The organism is Thalassovita sp. ABM4_323 (assembly GCF_056158665.1).
The window spans coordinates 2,546,386-2,563,642 of sequence record NZ_JBSWTS010000007.1; the positions used below are offsets into that span (position 1 = coordinate 2,546,386).

General features: G+C 59.7%; 18 protein-coding genes and 4 tRNA genes. 16 read left to right on the forward strand and 6 right to left on the reverse strand.

The window, feature by feature from the left end:
* Positions 1-113 precede the first annotated feature (113 nt).
* The 12 genes from iscR to ACXADQ_RS15070 all read left to right on the forward strand — a co-directional run bounded on the left by iscR (position 114) and on the right by ACXADQ_RS15070 (position 10,331).
* Complete coding sequence (gene iscR, locus ACXADQ_RS15015) at positions 114-575, forward strand: Fe-S cluster assembly transcriptional regulator IscR (protein ID WP_475322363.1); 462 nt, start codon at positions 114-116, stop codon at positions 573-575.
* On the forward strand, positions 575-1,618 hold the full coding sequence (locus ACXADQ_RS15020) for a cysteine desulfurase family protein (RefSeq protein ID WP_475322368.1): 1,044 nt from the start codon (positions 575-577) through the stop codon (positions 1,616-1,618). The genes iscR and ACXADQ_RS15020 overlap by 1 nt, the downstream gene beginning before the upstream one ends.
* Positions 1,619-1,644: 26 nt before the next feature.
* A complete protein-coding gene (gene sufB, locus ACXADQ_RS15025) occupies positions 1,645-3,168 on the forward strand; it encodes a Fe-S cluster assembly protein SufB (protein ID WP_475322370.1) in 1,524 nt (507 codons plus the stop codon).
* Positions 3,168-3,398 (forward strand): HTH-like domain-containing protein, encoded by a 231-nt coding sequence (locus ACXADQ_RS15030; protein WP_475322374.1) that lies wholly within the window; start codon positions 3,168-3,170, stop codon positions 3,396-3,398. The genes sufB and ACXADQ_RS15030 overlap by 1 nt, the downstream gene beginning before the upstream one ends.
* Positions 3,395-3,709 (forward strand): heavy metal-binding domain-containing protein, encoded by a 315-nt coding sequence (locus ACXADQ_RS15035; RefSeq protein ID WP_475322378.1) that lies wholly within the window; start codon positions 3,395-3,397, stop codon positions 3,707-3,709. Before ACXADQ_RS15030 ends, ACXADQ_RS15035 begins: the two co-directional genes overlap by 4 nt.
* Positions 3,710-3,826: 117 nt before the next feature.
* Positions 3,827-4,582: a Fe-S cluster assembly ATPase SufC gene (gene sufC / locus ACXADQ_RS15040; RefSeq protein WP_475322383.1), complete on the forward strand. Its 756-nt coding sequence runs from the start codon at positions 3,827-3,829 to the stop codon at positions 4,580-4,582.
* Positions 4,582-5,871, forward strand: coding sequence for a Fe-S cluster assembly protein SufD (gene sufD / locus ACXADQ_RS15045; protein WP_475322387.1), 1,290 nt, complete (start codon positions 4,582-4,584; stop codon positions 5,869-5,871). The genes sufC and sufD overlap by 1 nt, the downstream gene beginning before the upstream one ends.
* Positions 5,871-6,380 carry a YIP1 family protein gene (locus ACXADQ_RS15050; RefSeq protein ID WP_475322389.1) on the forward strand — a complete coding sequence of 170 codons (510 nt, stop codon included), beginning with the start codon at positions 5,871-5,873 and terminating at the stop codon, positions 6,378-6,380. The genes sufD and ACXADQ_RS15050 overlap by 1 nt, the downstream gene beginning before the upstream one ends.
* 4 nt (positions 6,381-6,384) lie before the next feature.
* Entirely contained in the window at positions 6,385-6,957 is a 573-nt protein-coding gene (locus ACXADQ_RS15055; RefSeq protein ID WP_475322391.1) for a YIP1 family protein, read from the forward strand.
* A 3-nt stretch (positions 6,958-6,960) separates the two neighbouring features.
* Positions 6,961-8,181 (forward strand): cysteine desulfurase, encoded by a 1,221-nt coding sequence (locus tag ACXADQ_RS15060; protein ID WP_475322394.1) that lies wholly within the window; start codon positions 6,961-6,963, stop codon positions 8,179-8,181.
* 78 nt (positions 8,182-8,259) lie between these two features.
* Positions 8,260-8,336: transfer RNA gene (locus ACXADQ_RS15065), tRNA-Arg, on the forward strand.
* 237 nt (positions 8,337-8,573) lie between these two features.
* Entirely contained in the window at positions 8,574-10,331 is a 1,758-nt protein-coding gene (locus tag ACXADQ_RS15070; RefSeq protein ID WP_475322398.1) for a sugar phosphorylase, read from the forward strand.
* 15 nt (positions 10,332-10,346) lie between these two features.
* On the opposite strand, the gene ACXADQ_RS15075 is transcribed toward ACXADQ_RS15070, so the two are convergent.
* Both ACXADQ_RS15075 and ACXADQ_RS15080 read right to left on the reverse strand, forming a co-directional pair.
* Positions 10,347-11,567 carry a glycosyltransferase family protein gene (locus ACXADQ_RS15075; protein WP_475322401.1) on the reverse strand — a complete coding sequence of 407 codons (1,221 nt, stop codon included), beginning with the start codon at positions 11,565-11,567 and terminating at the stop codon, positions 10,347-10,349.
* Positions 11,568-11,570: 3 nt separating this feature from the next.
* On the reverse strand, positions 11,571-12,368 hold the full coding sequence (locus tag ACXADQ_RS15080) for an HAD-IIB family hydrolase (RefSeq protein WP_475322405.1): 798 nt from the start codon (positions 12,366-12,368) through the stop codon (positions 11,571-11,573).
* Between the two features lie 46 nt (positions 12,369-12,414).
* Between ACXADQ_RS15080 and ACXADQ_RS15085 the strand changes: the two genes are divergently transcribed.
* Positions 12,415-12,490: transfer RNA gene (locus ACXADQ_RS15085), tRNA-Val, on the forward strand.
* Positions 12,491-12,603: 113 nt separating this feature from the next.
* Here ACXADQ_RS15085 and ACXADQ_RS15090 read toward each other — a convergent pair.
* A complete protein-coding gene (locus ACXADQ_RS15090; protein WP_475322408.1) occupies positions 12,604-12,783 on the reverse strand; it encodes a hypothetical protein in 180 nt (59 codons plus the stop codon).
* A 68-nt stretch (positions 12,784-12,851) separates the two neighbouring features.
* On the opposite strand from ACXADQ_RS15090, the gene ACXADQ_RS15095 reads away from it, so the two are divergent.
* Together ACXADQ_RS15095 and ACXADQ_RS15100 are read left to right on the forward strand one after the other, a co-directional pair.
* Positions 12,852-12,928 (forward strand) — tRNA-Asp (locus ACXADQ_RS15095).
* A 41-nt stretch (positions 12,929-12,969) separates the two neighbouring features.
* Positions 12,970-13,046: transfer RNA gene (locus ACXADQ_RS15100), tRNA-Asp, on the forward strand.
* Between the two features lie 52 nt (positions 13,047-13,098).
* Here ACXADQ_RS15100 and ACXADQ_RS15105 read toward each other — a convergent pair.
* Positions 13,099-13,872: a hypothetical protein gene (locus tag ACXADQ_RS15105; protein WP_475322412.1), complete on the reverse strand. Its 774-nt coding sequence runs from the start codon at positions 13,870-13,872 to the stop codon at positions 13,099-13,101.
* 73 nt (positions 13,873-13,945) lie between these two features.
* On the opposite strand from ACXADQ_RS15105, the gene ACXADQ_RS15110 reads away from it, so the two are divergent.
* Positions 13,946-14,821 (forward strand): glycosyltransferase family 2 protein, encoded by an 876-nt coding sequence (locus ACXADQ_RS15110; protein WP_475322417.1) that lies wholly within the window; start codon positions 13,946-13,948, stop codon positions 14,819-14,821.
* Here ACXADQ_RS15110 and ACXADQ_RS15115 read toward each other — a convergent pair.
* Together ACXADQ_RS15115 and ACXADQ_RS15120 are read right to left on the reverse strand one after the other, a co-directional pair.
* Positions 14,818-15,669: an alpha/beta fold hydrolase gene (locus ACXADQ_RS15115; protein WP_475322420.1), complete on the reverse strand. Its 852-nt coding sequence runs from the start codon at positions 15,667-15,669 to the stop codon at positions 14,818-14,820. The genes ACXADQ_RS15110 and ACXADQ_RS15115 overlap by 4 nt on opposite strands.
* Before the next feature lie 67 nt (positions 15,670-15,736).
* Positions 15,737-17,113: a M20/M25/M40 family metallo-hydrolase gene (locus tag ACXADQ_RS15120; RefSeq protein ID WP_475322424.1), complete on the reverse strand. Its 1,377-nt coding sequence runs from the start codon at positions 17,111-17,113 to the stop codon at positions 15,737-15,739.
* Positions 17,114-17,257 lie beyond the last annotated feature (144 nt).

Genomic DNA, 17,257 nt, shown 5'->3' on the forward strand with positions numbered 1-17,257 from the left:
TTTGGTCAAGCAGCTTAGAACGGTTCTAATATAGAGGCCGGCCAGGCCAGTGGCTGCATTGCAGATACGCTTTGCGGACCGTGTCGTCAATCAATTCACGAGGGAATTGCACCGTGAAACTTAGTACCAAAGGACGATATGCGATGGTGGCCCTGGCCGATATTGCACTGCAACCGGCTCAGACACTTGTGTCGCTGGGGGATATCTCGAAACGTCAGGATATTTCTTTGCCTTACCTTGAGCAATTGTTCGTCAAGCTGCGCCGGGCCGGGCTGGTGGAATCGGTGCGCGGCCCCGGTGGTGGATACCGTTTGGCGCGCCCCAGTGCCGAGATTCGTGTGGTCGAGGTGCTGAGCGCCGTCGATGAAACCGTGGACGCCATGCATAAGGGCGCTGGTGCCAGCGGTGGGGCCTCGGGTTCGCGCGCGCAATCCATGACGAACCGTTTGTGGCAAAGCCTCAGCGCCAATGTCTATGTCTTTTTGCACAATGCCCGTCTGTCAGATGTGATCGACAATTCGCTGGCCCCGTGCCCGGCTGTCCCCGGCCTGTTTGCGGTGGTGGACGAAGAGTAATGGCGCGGGTCTATCTGGATCACAACGCAACAGCGCCCCTGCGGTCCGAGGCCAAGGCCGCGATGATCGCGGCGATGGATGTGGTGGGCAATCCCTCCAGCGTCCATGCGGAAGGACGCGCGGCCAAAGGGTTGGTCGAGCGCGCGCGCGCACAGGTGTCTGCGGCGTTGGGGGCTGAAGGGGCGGATGTGATCTTTACCTCGGGCGCGACCGAGGCGGCGGCGTTGATCTGTGCGGGCCGGGATCTGAAGGGCGCTCCGGTCGAACATGACGCGGTGCTGTCGTGGATCGATCCGGTATTGGGCGTTGATGCGTCGGGTCAGGTCGCGGTTGAAGATCCGGCCGGGTCGGTTTTGCAACTGGCCAATTCGGAAACCGGGGTGGTGCAGGACTTGCCTCAGGATCTGGCGGTCAGTGACGCTACGCAGGGCTTTGGCAAGTTGCCGTTTGCCTTCAACTGGTGTGGGGCGCAGGCCGTTTTGGTTTCAGCGCATAAATTGGGGGGACCCAAGGGCGTTGGTGCGCTGGTCGTAAAACGTGGCACCGAATTGGCGGCTCAGTTGAAGGGCGGAGGTCAGGAAATGGGGCGCCGTGCCGGGACAGAAAACATTCTGGGCATTGCCGGTTTCGGGGCCGCTGCCGAGGCCGCGGCGCGGGATCTGGCGAATGGTCGCTGGGACAAAGTGCAGGGCTTGCGCAATTTGTTGGAAGAGGCCATTGAGGCCGACGCACCAGATACTATTTTTGTGGGGAAAGGTGCCAAGCGCTTGCCCAATACCTCTTGTTTCGCAACACGGGGCTGGAAAGGGGAAACGCAGGTCATGCAGTTGGATCTGGCGGGGTTTGCCATCTCGGCGGGCTCGGCCTGTTCCTCGGGAAAACTGCGGGCCAGCCCGGTTTTGCGGGCGATGGGGTATGACGAAGACGTGGCCAAAGGCGCGATCCGCGTGTCCTTGGGGCTGGAAACAAGCGAAGAGGACGTGCTGCGCTTTGCGCAAAGCTGGCTGTCCAAACAACAGAAATTCCGTGCCCGCGTGGCATGAAATAAGACGCGAACAAGAGGTGCATCATGGCTGCTTTGGATCAAAGCGACGTTAAAGAAGGGGTCGACCAGGAAACGGTCGATGCCGTGCGCGAAGTCGGCGGCAAGTACAAGTATGGCTGGGAAACCGAGATCGAGATGGAATACGCGCCCAAGGGTGTGAACGCCGATATCGTCCGGCTGATCTCGGACAAGAATGACGAACCCGAATGGATGACCGACTGGCGTCTGCAAGCGCTGGAGCGCTGGACCCAGATGGAAGAGCCCAAATGGGCCATGGTCAGCTATCCGGACATCGATTTCCAGGACCAGTATTACTATGCCCGTCCCAAATCGATGGAAGAAAAGCCCAAGTCGCTGGACGAGGTCGATCCCAAGCTGCTGGCGACCTATGAAAAGCTGGGCATCCCGCTGAAGGAGCAGATGATCCTGGCCGGTGTCGAAGGCGCCGAGGATATGCCCGCCGAGGGCCGCAAGGTTGCAGTGGACGCGGTATTTGACTCGGTCAGTGTCGGCACCACCTTTCAGGCCGAGCTGAAAAAAGCCGGCGTGATCTTCTGCTCGATCTCCGAGGCGATCAAGGAACATCCCGAACTGGTGAAAAAATACCTCGGTTCGGTCGTGCCGCAGTCGGACAACTTCTATGCCACGCTGAACTCGGCCGTGTTCTCGGACGGCTCGTTCGTCTACGTGCCCCCCGGTGTACGCTGCCCGATGGAGCTGTCGACCTATTTCCGCATCAACGCCGAAAACACCGGCCAGTTCGAACGCACCCTGATCATCGCCGACAAGGGTAGCTATGTGTCCTATCTGGAGGGCTGCACCGCGCCTCAGCGTGACACCGCGCAGCTGCACGCCGCCGTGGTGGAAATCATCGTCGAAGAAGACGCCGAGGTGAAATACTCAACCGTTCAGAACTGGTATCCCGGTGACGAAGAGGGCAACGGCGGTATCTATAACTTTGTGACCAAGCGTGCCGATTGCCGTGGGGATCGGTCCAAGGTGATGTGGACGCAGGTGGAAACCGGCTCGGCCGTGACGTGGAAATACCCGTCCTGCATCCTGCGCGGCGATGAAAGCCAGGGCGAGTTCTACTCGATCGCCATCGCCAACAACATGCAGCAGGCCGACACCGGCACGAAAATGGTGCATCTGGGCAAGAACACCAAGTCGCGCATCGTGTCCAAGGGCATCAGTGCGGGTAAGGCTCAGAACACCTATCGCGGGCTGGTGTCGATGCACCCCAAGGCCAAGAACGGGCGCAACTATACCCAATGTGACAGCCTGCTGATCGGCGATAAATGCGGGGCCCACACGGTGCCCTATATCGAGGTGAAAAATAACTCCAGCCGCGTCGAACACGAGGCGACGACCTCGAAGGTGGATGACGATCAACTGTTCTATTGCCGTCAGCGTGGCATGGACGAGGAAGAGGCCGTGGCGCTGGTGGTGAACGGGTTCTGTAAGGACGTCCTGCAAGCCTTGCCAATGGAATTCGCCATGGAAGCACAACAGCTGGTCGCGATCTCGTTGGAAGGTTCGGTGGGGTAATGCAAGTAAGCGAGCTAGCCGAGGTTTTGCGTGAACGTTACGAGCAAGCTGAAAAGCGAGAGGTCGTGCTCGCGATTCATCTGTTTGGCATTGAATTTGCTAGCGAATTGGGTGGGCATTCCATTAACGATATCGCTGAAATCGGTACGGGACATCGGTCTTATGGGACGGAGATCCGCAAGGGCATTCGCCTGGCTAGATACGTTGACTTAAAAGAGGTCCGTAAATGATCATCACAACCACTCCGTCTGTCGAAGGCCGCAGCATTACCGCCTACAAGGGTATTGTCGTCGGTGAGGCGATCATGGGCGCCAACGTGGTGCGCGATCTGTTCGCGTCGGTCACTGACATCATCGGCGGGCGCTCGGGGGCGTATGAATCCAAGCTGCAAGACGCCCGCGACACGGCCCTGCGTGAACTGGAAGAGCGCGCCGCTGTTCTGGGCGCCAATGCCGTTGTCGGCGTGGATCTGGATTACGAGGTGGTCGGCCAGTCAATGCTGATGGTCAGTGCCTCGGGCACGGCGGTGATCGTCGAGTGAATTAAGCGGGGCAAGGGCCCAAAGGAACAACAGCCTTCCCCCTGGAACGCGCTAGAAAACAGCCAGGGACCAAGGCCAGACAGCGCCGCCGTGCGCAGTGAGTGAAAAGGGAAAAACATGCTGGAAATCAATAACCTGCAGGTCAAACTTGAAGAAGAAGACAAGCAGATCCTGAAAGGGGTCGACCTGTCGATCGAAGCGGGCTCGGTCCATGCGATCATGGGGCCGAATGGCTCTGGTAAATCGACACTGTCCTATGTTCTGTCCGGTAAGGACGGATACGAGGTGATCGACGGCGAAGCAACGTTGAACGGCGAAGACATCCTGGAGATGGAGCCCGAAGAGCGCGCCGCTGCGGGTGTCTTTCTGGCCTTCCAATACCCGGTGGAAATCCCCGGCGTGGGCAACATGACCTTCTTGCGCACGGCCGTGAACGCACAGCGCAAAGCGCGCGGCGAAGAAGAGCTGTCCGCCACCGATTTCCTGAAAGAGGTCCGCGCCAAGGCCAAGACCCTGAAAATCGACGCGGATATGCTGAAACGCCCTGTGAACGTGGGTTTCTCGGGCGGCGAGAAGAAGCGCAACGAGATCCTGCAAATGGCGATGCTTCAGCCGAAAATGTGCATTCTGGACGAGACCGACTCGGGTCTTGACGTGGATGCGATGAAACTGGTGTCCGAGGGCGTGAACGCGTTGCGCGACGCGGGGCGTTCGTTCTTGGTGATCACCCACTATCAGCGCCTGCTGGACCACATCAAACCTGATGTCGTGCACATCATGGCCGCGGGTCGTATCGTCAAATCCGGCGGTCCCGAACTGGCGCTGGAAGTCGAACAGAACGGCTATGCCGACATTCTGGCGGAGGTCGAGTAATGGCCGTTCCTCAGGCAAAACTGGACGCAACCCAGGCCCGACTGGCGGACATTTCCGTGCCGCAATCGGGCGGCTGGTTGGCGGCGGCCCGTCAGGATGCTTTGGCGCGGGTGCGCGCCATGGGTCTGCCCGTGCGTCGCGATGAATACTGGAAATACACCCGACCAGAGACGCTGACAGCGGACCAGGCCCCCGTGGCTGCGCTGTTCGACACCGGTGGGGAAATCCCCGTTTTTGACGGTGTTGATCGGTTGAAGCTGGTCTTTGTGGATGGTGTGTTTGACGCCGAGGCCAGCGATGATCTGGCCCTGGAAGGGATCGAGATCGACCGTCTGGAAACCGCTGGCGCCACCGATATTCACTGGGCAAAAGACGCCTATGGTGTGCTTGAAACCAACGGGCAAACCCCGGTCGAGCGCCCCTTGGCGACGTTGAACACGGCCATTGCGACCGACGGCGTGCTGATCCGCGTGACCGCGACCCCCAGCAAGCCGGTCAGCCTGGTTTATATCCATGGGTCTGACAGCTCGGACGCGGTGTTGCACCATGTGATCAAGGTTGAAGAGGGCGCCTCGTTCACCTTGTTGGAAAACGGGCCCGCAGCGGCACGGTTCAACAAGTGCATGGAGGTCGAGGTCGCCGACAAAGCGCAGTTCCACCATGTGCGTGCGCAAGGTCGTGATCACCAGCGCCGCGCCGTGACCCATATGTTCGCGCGTCTGGGCACCGAAAGCGTTTTCAAAAGCTTCACGCTGACCGCCAATGGGGTGCTGACCCGCAACGAGTGCTTTATCGAACTGCTGGGGGATGACGCCGTGGCCCATGTCGCTGGCGCCTGTATGGGGGACGGTGATTTCCACCATGATGACACCGTGTTTGTCACCCATGATGCGCTGAATTGCGAAAGCCGTCAGGTGTTCAAAAAGGTGCTGCGCAACGGGGCGACCGGCGTCTTCCAGGGCAAAATCCTGGTGAAAGAGGGCGCCCAGAAAACGGACGGCTATCAGATCAGCCAGTCTCTGTTGCTGGATGAGGACAGCCAGTTTCTGGCCAAACCCGAGCTGGAAATCTATGCCGATGATGTGGCCTGTTCGCATGGCTCGACCTCGGGGGCGATCGACGAGGAAGCTCTGTTCTACCTGCGCTCGCGCGGGGTGCCCACGGTCGAGGCAACGGATCTTCTGGTGCTGGCCTTCCTTGCCGAAGCAGTGGACGAGATCGAGGCCGAGGAACTGCGGGACGAGATCGTCTCGCGTCTGGAAGGCTGGCTGGAGCGCCGGCGCGACTGATGCCTGTAACCGCTGACATCGTGGCCAGTTACCGCAGGCCGGGCCGGGTTGTGGCCCGCCTGCTGGATATGGGTCAACGCGAGGATCGCGCACTTGCCATCCTGATGGCGGCGTGCACCGTGGTCTTTGTGGCGCAATGGCCGCGACTGGCCCGTCAGGCCCATCTGGACCCCGAGCTTGAGCTGCAAATGCTGCTGGGGGCCACCTTGCTGGCCTGGATCATGATCGCGCCGCTATTGATGTATGTGATCGCTTTCGTCTCGCATCTGGTGGCCCGTGCGGCCGGAGGGCGGGGCACGGGATATGGGGCGCGGATCGCGCTGTTCTGGGCGCTATTGGCGTCCTCCCCGTTGATCTTGCTTCAGGGAATGGTGGCTGGCTTTATCGGGGCCGGGGGCGCGTTGACGCTGGTTGGTCTGATCTGGCTGGTCGTGTTCCTGTGGTTCTGGATTTCCGGGTTGCGACAGGCCGAATGGCCGCCCGCAGAAACTCCGGCCAAGAAAGGGTAAGTCGATGTTTCCGTTCAAGGAACTGGCAATCGAAACGATCCGCACGCCGCGCAACGCGGCCGAAAAGATCCTTTCGCAGTCCTTCCGTTCCGAGGCCGTTTGGACCGCGCTTGCCCTGGTGGCGGTGCTGAACGCGCTGTTGTTTTCCGCGTCGATTACGTTGCTTGAAACCCGCGGCGGGTTTGCCTCGGGGATCAACCTGCCGTTTCTGTACCTGGCGCTGATGGTGGCCGCGATGGTCATCGGCTCGATGGTGCTGTCCTGGATCGGGCAGGTCCTGGGCGGTCGCGCCAAGCTGATGGACCTGCTGCCGCTGGTCGTCTGGCTGCAGGCCCTGCGCGCGGCGGCACAGCTGGGCGTGATGATCCTGATGTTGATCCAGCCGGGGCTGGCCGATCTTTTGTCGCTGGCGATTGGTCTCTATGGGCTGTGGATTTTGGCCAATTTCATCGATGTGGCCCAAGGCTGGCGCTCGCTGGGGAAATCCATCATCTCGATGCTGATCGCGGGCTTTGGCTTTGCCTTTGGGCTTTCTCTCTTTTTGCTCCTGATTGGGGCCGGTGGTACAGGATTCTGACCCATGTATGACGTCGAAAAAATCCGCGCGGATTTTCCCATTCTAGCACGCGAAGTGAACGGCAAGCCCTTGGTTTACCTGGACAATGGCGCCAGTGCGCAGAAACCTCAGGTGGTGATTGACGCCGTGACCCGTGGTTATGCCGAGGAATATGCCAACGTCCATCGCGGGCTGCATTACCTGTCGAATCTGGCGACCGAAAAATACGAGGCCGTGCGTGGGATCGTCGCCAAGTTCCTGGGCGCGCCGGACGAGGATGAAATCGTTTTCAACTCGGGCACAACCGAAGGGATCAACCTGGTTGCCTACAGCTGGGCCATGCCGCGGATGCAGGCGGGTGACGAAATTGTCCTGTCCGTCGCCGAGCACCACGCCAATATCGTGCCCTGGCATTTCCTGCGCGAACGCCAGGGGGTCGTGCTGAAATGGGTCGACACCGAGCCCGACGGCTCGCTGGATCCACAAAAGGTGATCGAAGCCATCGGTCCTAAAACCAAGCTTGTCGCAATTACCCAATGTTCCAATGTCTTAGGCACCGTTGTTGATGTAAAATCCATCTGCGCTGCCGCACGCGATATGGGCGTTCCGGTGCTGGTGGATGGCTCGCAAGGCGCGGTGCATATGCCGGTGAACGTGGCAGATCTGGGCTGCGATTTCTATGCGATCACCGGGCATAAACTGTACGGCCCGTCTGGCTCGGGCGCGATCTATATCCGCAAAGAGCGCATGGCCGAGATGCGTCCTTTCATCGGCGGTGGCGACATGATCAAAGAGGTCAGCAAAGACGTCGTGACCTATAACGATCCCCCCATGAAGTTCGAGGCCGGCACCCCCGGGATCGTACAAACCATCGGTATGGGCGTCGCGCTGGAATATATGATGGGCGTGGGCATAGAAAACATCGCCGCGCACGAGGCCACGCTGGCGAAATACGCGATGGAGCGTCTGTCCGGCATTAACTGGCTGAACCTGCAGGGCACTGCGCCTGGTAAGGCGGCGATTTTCTCGTTCACGATGGAGGGGGCAGCGCATGCGCATGACATCTCGACCATTCTGGACAAGAAGGGCGTGGCCGTGCGGGCCGGGCACCATTGCGCGGGGCCGCTGATGGATCATCTGGGCACTCCGGCGACCTGCCGTGCCTCGTTTGGAATGTACAACACCACGGCCGAGGTGGACGTGTTGGTGGATGCGCTGGAACTGGCGCATGACCTGTTCGCCTGACCCTCAGCGATGAAAAATCCTGATGCCCGCGCGTTACCGATTGCACCCAGCGCGGGCATTCGCTAAAGACGCGTTCAGGCACCCGTAGCTCAGCTGGATAGAGCGCTGCCCTCCGAAGGCAGAGGCCATAGGTTCGAATCCTATCGGGTGCGCCATCTTTTCTTTACAATTGGTAAGAGGAATCCGAGGGGCACCGCCGCCGTTTGTTGGGGGCTGGAGCGCCCCTTGATGGGCTTGCGGCGACGCAATTTTTCAGCACCCGAGGGTGCCCAGGCGACTAGTTTTTGACCGCACTTGCTGTAGAAACTGTCTAATTTGAAGTCATTTGCCCGGATCTCTTGCGCAAGTGCCCTTGAACCGGGCACAACAAGAGAAAATAGTAAGACGTTGAAATGGCCTCTCAAAATCAATCCTTCAGCATCAAACTCGGCGCGCTTCTGGAACAGGTCTATCCCGATCTGGACAGTGCGATCCTTTCCTCTCAGGTGATCGAGGCATTCTGGCCAACAAATTCCGAGCAAGACAACCATCGCCGCAAACGCGGACGCGTTCCCGGGAATAACCAGTGGTCCGAGCGGGATTCGCTGCTGATCACCTATGGCAACTCGATCGTTGACGGGCAGCATAAACCGCTGGACCTGCTGCATGACTTTCTGGAACGGCATCTGAAGGGTGTGATCGACGGGGTGCATATTCTGCCGTTTTTTCCCTATACCTCGGATGATGGATTTGCTGTGACCGACTACCGCGCGGTCAATCCGGTGCTGGGCGATTGGGCCGATATCAGCCGCATCGGGGCCGAGTTCAAGCTGATGTCAGATTTGGTTCTGAACCATGTCTCCAGCCAGTCGATGTGGTTTAACGCCTACTTGCAAGGTCATGAACCTTATCACAAATTCTTTTTCGAGGCCGACCCCACGGACGATCTGAGCAGCGTCGTGCGCCCCCGCACGCACCCGTTGCTGCGCGAGGTCGAGACGGTGAACGGGTCGCGCCATGTGTGGTGCACGTTCAGCCATGATCAGGTGGATTTGGACTTTCGCAACCCCGAGGTTCTGCTGGAATTCCTGCGGGTGATGCGGCTGCATATCGACATGGGTGTGCGGATCATTCGGTTGGATGCGGTGGCTTTCCTATGGAAGGAAATCGGCACCACCAGCATTCACATGCCCCAGACCCACGCGATTGTGCGGCTGATGCGGCTGCTGGCGGATTACGCGGTTGAACCGGTGATCCTGTTGACCGAAACCAACGTGCCCAAGGCGGAAAACCTGTCCTATTTCGGTAACCGCAACGAGGCGCACGCGGTCTATAACTTCTCGCTGCCGCCGCTGGTGTTGCATGCGATGATGGCGGGCAAGGCCGAGTATCTGAATTGCTGGCAGGGCTCGATGCCGCCCGCGCAGATGGGTTGTGCCTACCTGAATTTCACCGCCAGCCATGACGGGATCGGGATGCGTCCGGCCGAAGGGTTGCTTAGCTCGGCCGAGGTCGATCAGGTCATCGGGATGGTGCGCGAATTCGGTGGCGAGGTCAGCATGCGCGCGCTGCCCGGCGGGGGCGAGGCCCCCTACGAGCTGAACATCACCTGGTACGAAGCAATGAAGGGCACCTTCGAGGGGCCGGATCACTGGCAATTTGATCGCTTCATGGCGTCGCAAACCTTGATCATGGCGCTGGAGGGCATCCCGGCCTTTTACATTCATGCGCTGCTGGGCACGCCGAATGATCACGAAGGGGTCGAAAAATCCGGCCATAACCGCGCGATCAACCGGCATCGTTGGGATTATGGCGAACTGAACGCGCGCCTGTCTGACCCGGAAACCGTACAGTCGCGGGTGATGAACGAGCTGCTGCGGCGCATGTCCGTGCGGCGCAAGCAGACGGCGTTCCATCCCAATGCGACGCAGTTCACTTTGCAGATTGATGACCGGCTGTTCGGGCTCTGGCGGCAAAGCCTGGAACGCGACCAGTCGATTTTCGCCTTGCACAATGTCAGCGCGGACGGGCTGACCATCACCCCACAAGCGATCAACCTGATCGACGGAGAAGAATGGGTGGATCTGCTGAGCGGCGAACATATCGACCCGGCAGGCAGCGAAATTTCTTTCGCGCCCTACCAGTGCCGCTGGATCACCAACAAATTCTAAGGGGCTGCGCGCCCCTCAGCTGTATTCGGCAAAATCGGCCTCGGCCGCGGCTTTGCGGTCGCGCATCAGGTCGGGATCGGCCGAATGCACGCGGCTCCAGGTCGGGATAAAGGGTGTTTCGGCAGGGTTTTCCAGATAGACGCGCCCCGCCTCGACAATGTTTTCGGCAAACATTTCCACGCTGCGCTCTTCTTGGTGGCGATCGACCTCCAGCCCGTTCATCTGAGCGTCGTGATAGTAATCCTCCAGCAAATCCAAGGCGGTCCGGTAGTAGGTGGCTTTGAGCGTGCGGAAGGTTTCCTCGGTGAACACGGTGCCATCCGTGGCCAGTTTGCGGAACATGGACTTGCAGATGTCGATGGACATGCGGCTCAGGCCCGTAGTCTTGTCCTCGGGGCTTAGGTCCTGGTGTTTGTGGTCATAGTGATCGGCGATTTCCACCTGGCACACGGATTTGCGGGCCAGATTGCGCCAGGCCTCGGACAGAAGGCCGATCTCCAGCCCCCAATCCGAAGGCATCCGCAGGTCGGGCAGGATCGAGGTGCGCATGGCGAATTCGCCCGACAGCGGATAGCGGAACGAGCGCAGAAAATCGATATAGTCCCGATCCCCGATCACCTTTTTCAGCGCGATCAACGTGGGCGAGACCAGCATCCGGCACACGCGGCCATTGATCTTGCCGTTGCCGACGCGGGCATAGAACCCCTTGGACACCTGATAGGGAAAGGTCGGGTTGGCCACCGGATACACCAGCCGGGCCAGCATGTCCTTTTCATAGGTGACGATATCGCAATCATGGATCGCCACGACCGCGCTGTCCTGACAGGCCATCAGATACCCAAGGCAGGACCAGACGTTTTTACCCTTGCCCGGCTCGGACGGGCCCAGACCCAGGGCAGCCAACCGATCATCAATCGCCTTCATCCGCGGGCTATCATTCCAGATGACGATATGTTCCTGCGGCAACCGCGAGAAGAATTGCTTGGCATAACGGAACTGTTCTTCGTTCGCGCGGTCCAGCCCGATGATGATGCGGTGCAGATAGGGCACCTCGGCCAGCTCATCCAGAATGCGGGGCAGGGCGTCGCCTTCGAGCTCGGAAAACAGCGACGGCAGAATCAACGAGATCTTGCGGGAGGTGGAAAAGGTCTCCAACTCGCGGGTCAAGGCAGCGCCATCATTGGCGCGCAGGTTGTGCAGGGTGGCGATATTGCCGTTCTGGTGAAAGTCAGCCACAGGTTAGGCTCCTTTTGGGTCGTCTATTAGCAGCGAGGGCAGCAAGGCGTTGAGTGTTTCATTCCAGCCAGCAGGTCCGGTGCGTGTGCTTCGGATCAGGCGGGCTGACAGGTCGGATGTCAACCCTGGCAAGGGCTTGGCCTGCGGGTTGGTGATCAGAATCGGGTGGTCCGCGGCGGCGAGCATTTCCAGATCATTGGGGGCATCCCCCAAGGCAATCACAGTGCGGGCACCATATTGCGCGCGGATCGCCTCCATCTGGTCTGCCTTGGTGCGGCCAAAGCTGAGCGTTAGGTACCGCCCTCCGAATTTGTGGCTGATCCCTTGTGCCGTCAGGGCGGTTTCGAACGCGGCCTGTTGCGCGGGGGGGCCAGCCCAAATCCCCGGTTCAGAATAGAGCCGCGTCTTGGCCAGCCTGGCCTGAGGCAAGGGCAGGCCGGTATGATCGGCCACCTGCTGGGCCGTCATATCCCCAAAACCCGTGTAGAGTCGCCTGAGCGCTTCGGGTACGGCGTCCAGCGCGGCGCGAAGTTTCTGATAGTCCGAGTTGTCGGCCAATGACGCCGCCCCAGCGGGCAGCAATCCTGCGCCGTTCTCAACGATGGCCGGATGCTGAGACAGCCCAAGTTCCGCGCGCAGGGGCGCGATCTCGGCTGCGGTTTTCGAACTGGCCAGGATCACCGGAATCGCGTGGTGTGCCAGGGATTCCAATGCGGGCAGAGCAGGCGAATAGTCATAGCTGTGATGATCCAGAAGCGTGCCATCCAGATCCGTAAACACAATTGCAGAAATTTCCGTCATCTGACCTCTTGCGCCTTTGGTTTGCTTTCGGTAACAGGGGCGCCACGGGTGATTAGCTCAGTTGGTAGAGCGCTTCGTTTACACCGAAGATGTCGGGAGTTCGAGTCTCTCATCACCCACCATTCCCTTCGGATTTTCTGTTGTCTTCCATATGTTTGCAGGCCGGTCTCGGCAGTGCCTTTCTTGGTGTTGTCGCTAACAGGGTAGTGTTGATTTTGCCTGTGAAACAGGCGTTTCACGGGGTTTTTGCTGGAAATAGTGACATGACGAGCGGTTTTGCCTGTTTGTTGGGCAATTGCGCAAGGCGATTAGGGGCGTTGGCGCCGTTGCCAAAAACCAGCGGGACGAGGGCAAATTCCAGGTCGGGCGGGCGGTGGAAATTTTGCGAAAATAATTGCGCTTTTTCCCGCATCATCCGCTTGACGCCCGACAGGGCCTCGCATAAACAGCCTCTCACGCTCGGGTCGCCTGAGCGGACAGTGAGCGGTTGTAGCTCAGTTGGTTAGAGTACCGGCCTGTCACGCCGGGGGTCGCGGGTTCGAGCCCCGTCAACCGCGCCACCACTGTCCGATCCACAGGCGATAGACCCGAGGGAAAATGCGCGGTTGTAGCTCAGTTGGTTAGAGTACCGGCCTGTCACGCCGGGGGTCGCGGGTTCGAGCCCCGTCAACCGCGCCACTTTCCCTTCTTCGAAATGGATGTCACGACGCGCAGGACCTTGGGGTTGGCGTCAGTAGTGATAGCCCAACGCAGATTCCAGCCCCAGGTCCAGCTGTTCCAGCATATAGGCGTGGTCCGCTTGGGGCATCGCGTCTGGCCGGGCAGGGCGATCCGGAACGGCAGGCATGAATTGAGACCCAAGCCGCTTGACCACCGGCCGCAGCGGCAGTTCCGATGGCGGCAGGCCCATCCCAGACCGGAATTGCGCCAAGAAGGACCCGGGATCGGCCAGAACGGTTTCGTGCCGCGCAATCACCAGGGAACAGCCGCGATTGATCAGGCTCAGATGCGCGGCCAACTTGCCCACACGCAGCGCGAACAGATTGGCATAGGCCAGGCCCAGCGGGTCGCGATCCTGCTGCAGGGGCTCGCCAACCATCAGGGGGCCGGCGTCCTGAAAATATTTCTGATGGTCGATGATCGTGGCCCATTCGGCCCGCAAAAACGCCGAAAACTCAAGCCGCTGCATCTCTGGCGGCGTGTGCCAGGGCTTGGCATACATCGACAAGGCCCAATCGAGCGCGTTGCGCAGGCTGAGCACCACCACCAGATCGCGCGGCACGGCCAGAGCCTGCAGGCCACCATGTTTCCAGCCCAGGATCTCGACCGGCGCCAGAGGCGTATTGCGCCCCAACAGTCGCTTTACATGGTTGGTGCCACTGCTGCGCTCTCCGATCACCTGATAGCGGGTCGGAACCACCCCGTTAGACGCAAAATACAGCCCGGTCCGGGCAAAATCATCAGGCACAAGCGCGGCAACGGTCACAGGGGGCGTTCCAATCATTCAAAATTCAATTCTCTTATAGCAGCAAAACGGTTAGGCTTGCCAAAAGGCAGTTGAGCAGAGGCCACCCCAAATGCAGTCCACCGTTGCGGTCGTCACCATGGTGCGGGACGACCTGTTTTTCCTGAAGATCTGGCTTCGGCATTACGAACGGATATTCGGGCGCGAAAACCTGTATATCGTCAACCATGGCCGGGGCGAGGACGTCGCGAAACTGGCCGAAGGCTGCAACATCATCGGCATTCCCGGCGACCCGCACAAGAATTTCGATATGAAGCGCTGGCGGCTGCTGAACAATCTCGTGATGGGGCTGCGCAGTTACTATACCCATGTGATCGTCGGCGATGTGGATGAAGTGGTGGTGAATGATCCTCAGGACGGGCGGACGCTGCTGGAATTCCTGCAAGACGTGCGCAAAGGGCGGGTGTACACACCGCTTGGGCTGGAGGTGATCCACCGGATTGACCAAGAAGAACAGCCCATCACCGATCACCTGCTGGGGCCGCGCATGCATGTGCGCCTGGCGCCGCATTATTCAAAACCCTGTATTCTGTCCGTGGGCACCAAGATCGCGCGCGGGGGGCATTTTACCCAGTTCGACACGCTGTTCACGCCCGATAACCTGTACCTCTTGCATCTGAAATTCTGCGATTTCGGTGAATATGTCAGCGCCATGAACCGGCGCAATCAGGTCACCGCTGACATCGGAGGCTCGGTCCAGGACACTGCTATCGGACGCCATTGGTTCGCCGAGGCCCGTGGTGAGGATCGCACCCTGTTTGAAAGTTTCGCAGATCTGGAGATGGTCGAGGGATTCGACATGCGCCCCTATCGCAGGAAAATGCACCGCAGCTTTGGCCCGCGCGGTGACACCGGCTATTTCGACTTCAAACGCCCGGACTATGATCTGCAATTTCGCCTGCCGGATCGCTTTAAGGGTGTGCTTTAAGTCTCTGATAAAAAGCGTAGAATCGATTCTGCCGTCGCGCGCGGGGCCGTATCCGGGAAAAAATGGCCCCCTGGAATCCCTTCGGTCTGCATATGTGCGCAACGCGGGGCCCAGGCCTCGTTGAAATCATAGGCTTTGGCCATCGCCCCATCTGCCCCATAAAGCACCAAAGCCGGGCAGCGCACACGCCGCTCTAAATCCTGCGCGTCCAGATCGAAATCCACCTCCAGCGCGGCGCGATAATCGTTGCACATGCCGCGAATCGTGTCTGGCTGGCGCCACGCGCTCCGATATTGTGCCAGCAAATCCGGGTCGAAATCCTCTAGTTTCGACGCCCCCCAACCCAGCAAACAGCTTTCGAAATACTGGTCCGGGTCCGCACCGATCAGGGTTTCAGGAAAGGGCGCGGGCTGCGCCAGAAAGAACCAATGATAATAGGCCTTGGCCACGTGTCGCGACAGCTGATCCAGCATCAGATGCGTGGGGACGATATCCATCACCGTCATCGACATCACCAGGTCCGGATGATCCAGCGCCATCCGATGCACTGTGCGCGCCCCGCGATCATGTCCAACCGCATGGAAACGTTCAAATCCCAACGCCCGCATCAAGCCAACCTGATCCGCGGCCATTTCCCGAAACGAATACTCCACAACCCGCTCCGGCTTGCCCGAGCCCCCATAGCCGCGCAAATCCGCGCAAACCACCGTAAACCGCTCGGCCAAAACCGGCACGATCGGCCCCCACATCGCCCGCGTCTGCGGAAACCCATGCAACAACAACACCGGTGGCCCCGATCCCTGGACATCATACGCCAGCTCCAGCCCACCGACCTGCATTTTCGCCATGAGAGCCCCTCTTTCTTTGCTCTTCAAATACTCAACAAACCCGACCTGAACACAGACACGGAGGTCTTTATCCGCGCGTCAGTGCCTCCAACACCCGCGCCCAGCTGCGGATACCCATGTGAAAGCTGCTCAGGTCGTATTTCTCATTCGGGCTGTGGATCTGGTCGTCATCCTTGCCAAATCCGATCAGCATGGCGTCCGTGCCCAGGATATCCTTGAAATATCCGGCAATCGGGATCGAGCCCCCACAGCCCACATAGGCCGCAGCGTTGGGCCATTCATCCGACAGCGCCAGGCGCGCCTTGTCGAACATCGGGTTCTCGATTGACATTTGCGAGGCTGGCGCGCCCTTTTCCGTCCGGTACTCGATCGAGAACCCCTCGGGTAGGCGGCTTTCGACATGGGCCCGAAAGGCCGCGCGCACCTTCTCCGGATCTTGTTGCCCGACCAGACGGAAGCTGACCTTGGCGCTGGCCTGGCTGGGCAGAACGGTCTTGAACCCGGCCCCTGTATAGCCGCCCCAGATGCCGTTCACATCACAGGTGGGGCGCGACCAGATCATCTCCAGCGGGGTGCGGTCCTGCTCGCCAGCGGGGTGTTTCAGCCCGACCTCGCCCAGGAAACTGGTGTGATCAAACCCCAGGCCCTGCCACTGGGCACGAACATCGTCGGGCAGTTCGGGCACATCGTCATAGAACCCGTCCAGTGTGATCCGGCCGGTATCGTCATGCAGCTCGGCCAGGATTTTGTTCAGCACGCGAATGGGGTTCATCGCGATCCCACCATACATGCCCGAATGCAGGTCGCGGTCCGGCCCGGTGATGGTGAAATCTTCGCCCAGAAGTCCACGCAGCATGGTCACGATGGCCGGAGTGCTGTCTCCATACAGGCCCGTATCGCAGATCAACGCGATGTCGGATGTCAGCTCGTCCGCGTTATCCTGCATGAACGGGATCAGCGAAGGCGATCCGCTTTCCTCTTCGCCTTCGAAAAAGAAGGTGATTTTGCAGGGCAGGGCGCCGTGCACCGCTTTCCAGGCGCGGCAGGCCTCGACAAAGGTCATCAGCTGGCCTTTGTCATCCGAGGATCCCCGACCCCGGATCACCTGTTTGCCGTTTTCCTCTTCGATCGCCGGATCAAACGGGTCACGGTTCCATAGTTCCAGCGGGTCCACCGGTTGCACATCGTAATGGCCATAAAACAGCACATGCGGCCCGTCGCCGTCGACATGCCCCACCACCATCGGATGCCCCGGTGTTTGGCGCTTTTCCGCGTCAATCCCGATGCTTTGCAGATCCGCCACCAGCCAATCGGCCGCCGCCTGACATTTGTCTGCGTAGGCCGGATCGGTGGAAATCGAGGGGATGCGCAGCAGGTCCAACAGGCGATCCAGGGCTTGCGGCAGGTCTTGGTCAATCCGGCTTAGAACGGGATCAAGGGTCATCAGGTCACTCCGGGTGGGGGGATTCTTTGAGCCTGAGCGTAGCACCCGCCGCTGTACTGTCCAGAGCCGCCGTATTGATGGAAATCAAAGTTTGCGGTCACAAGTCTGCCTAAAAGGTGAGCAGGAAAATGCCGTTTGCCCTGC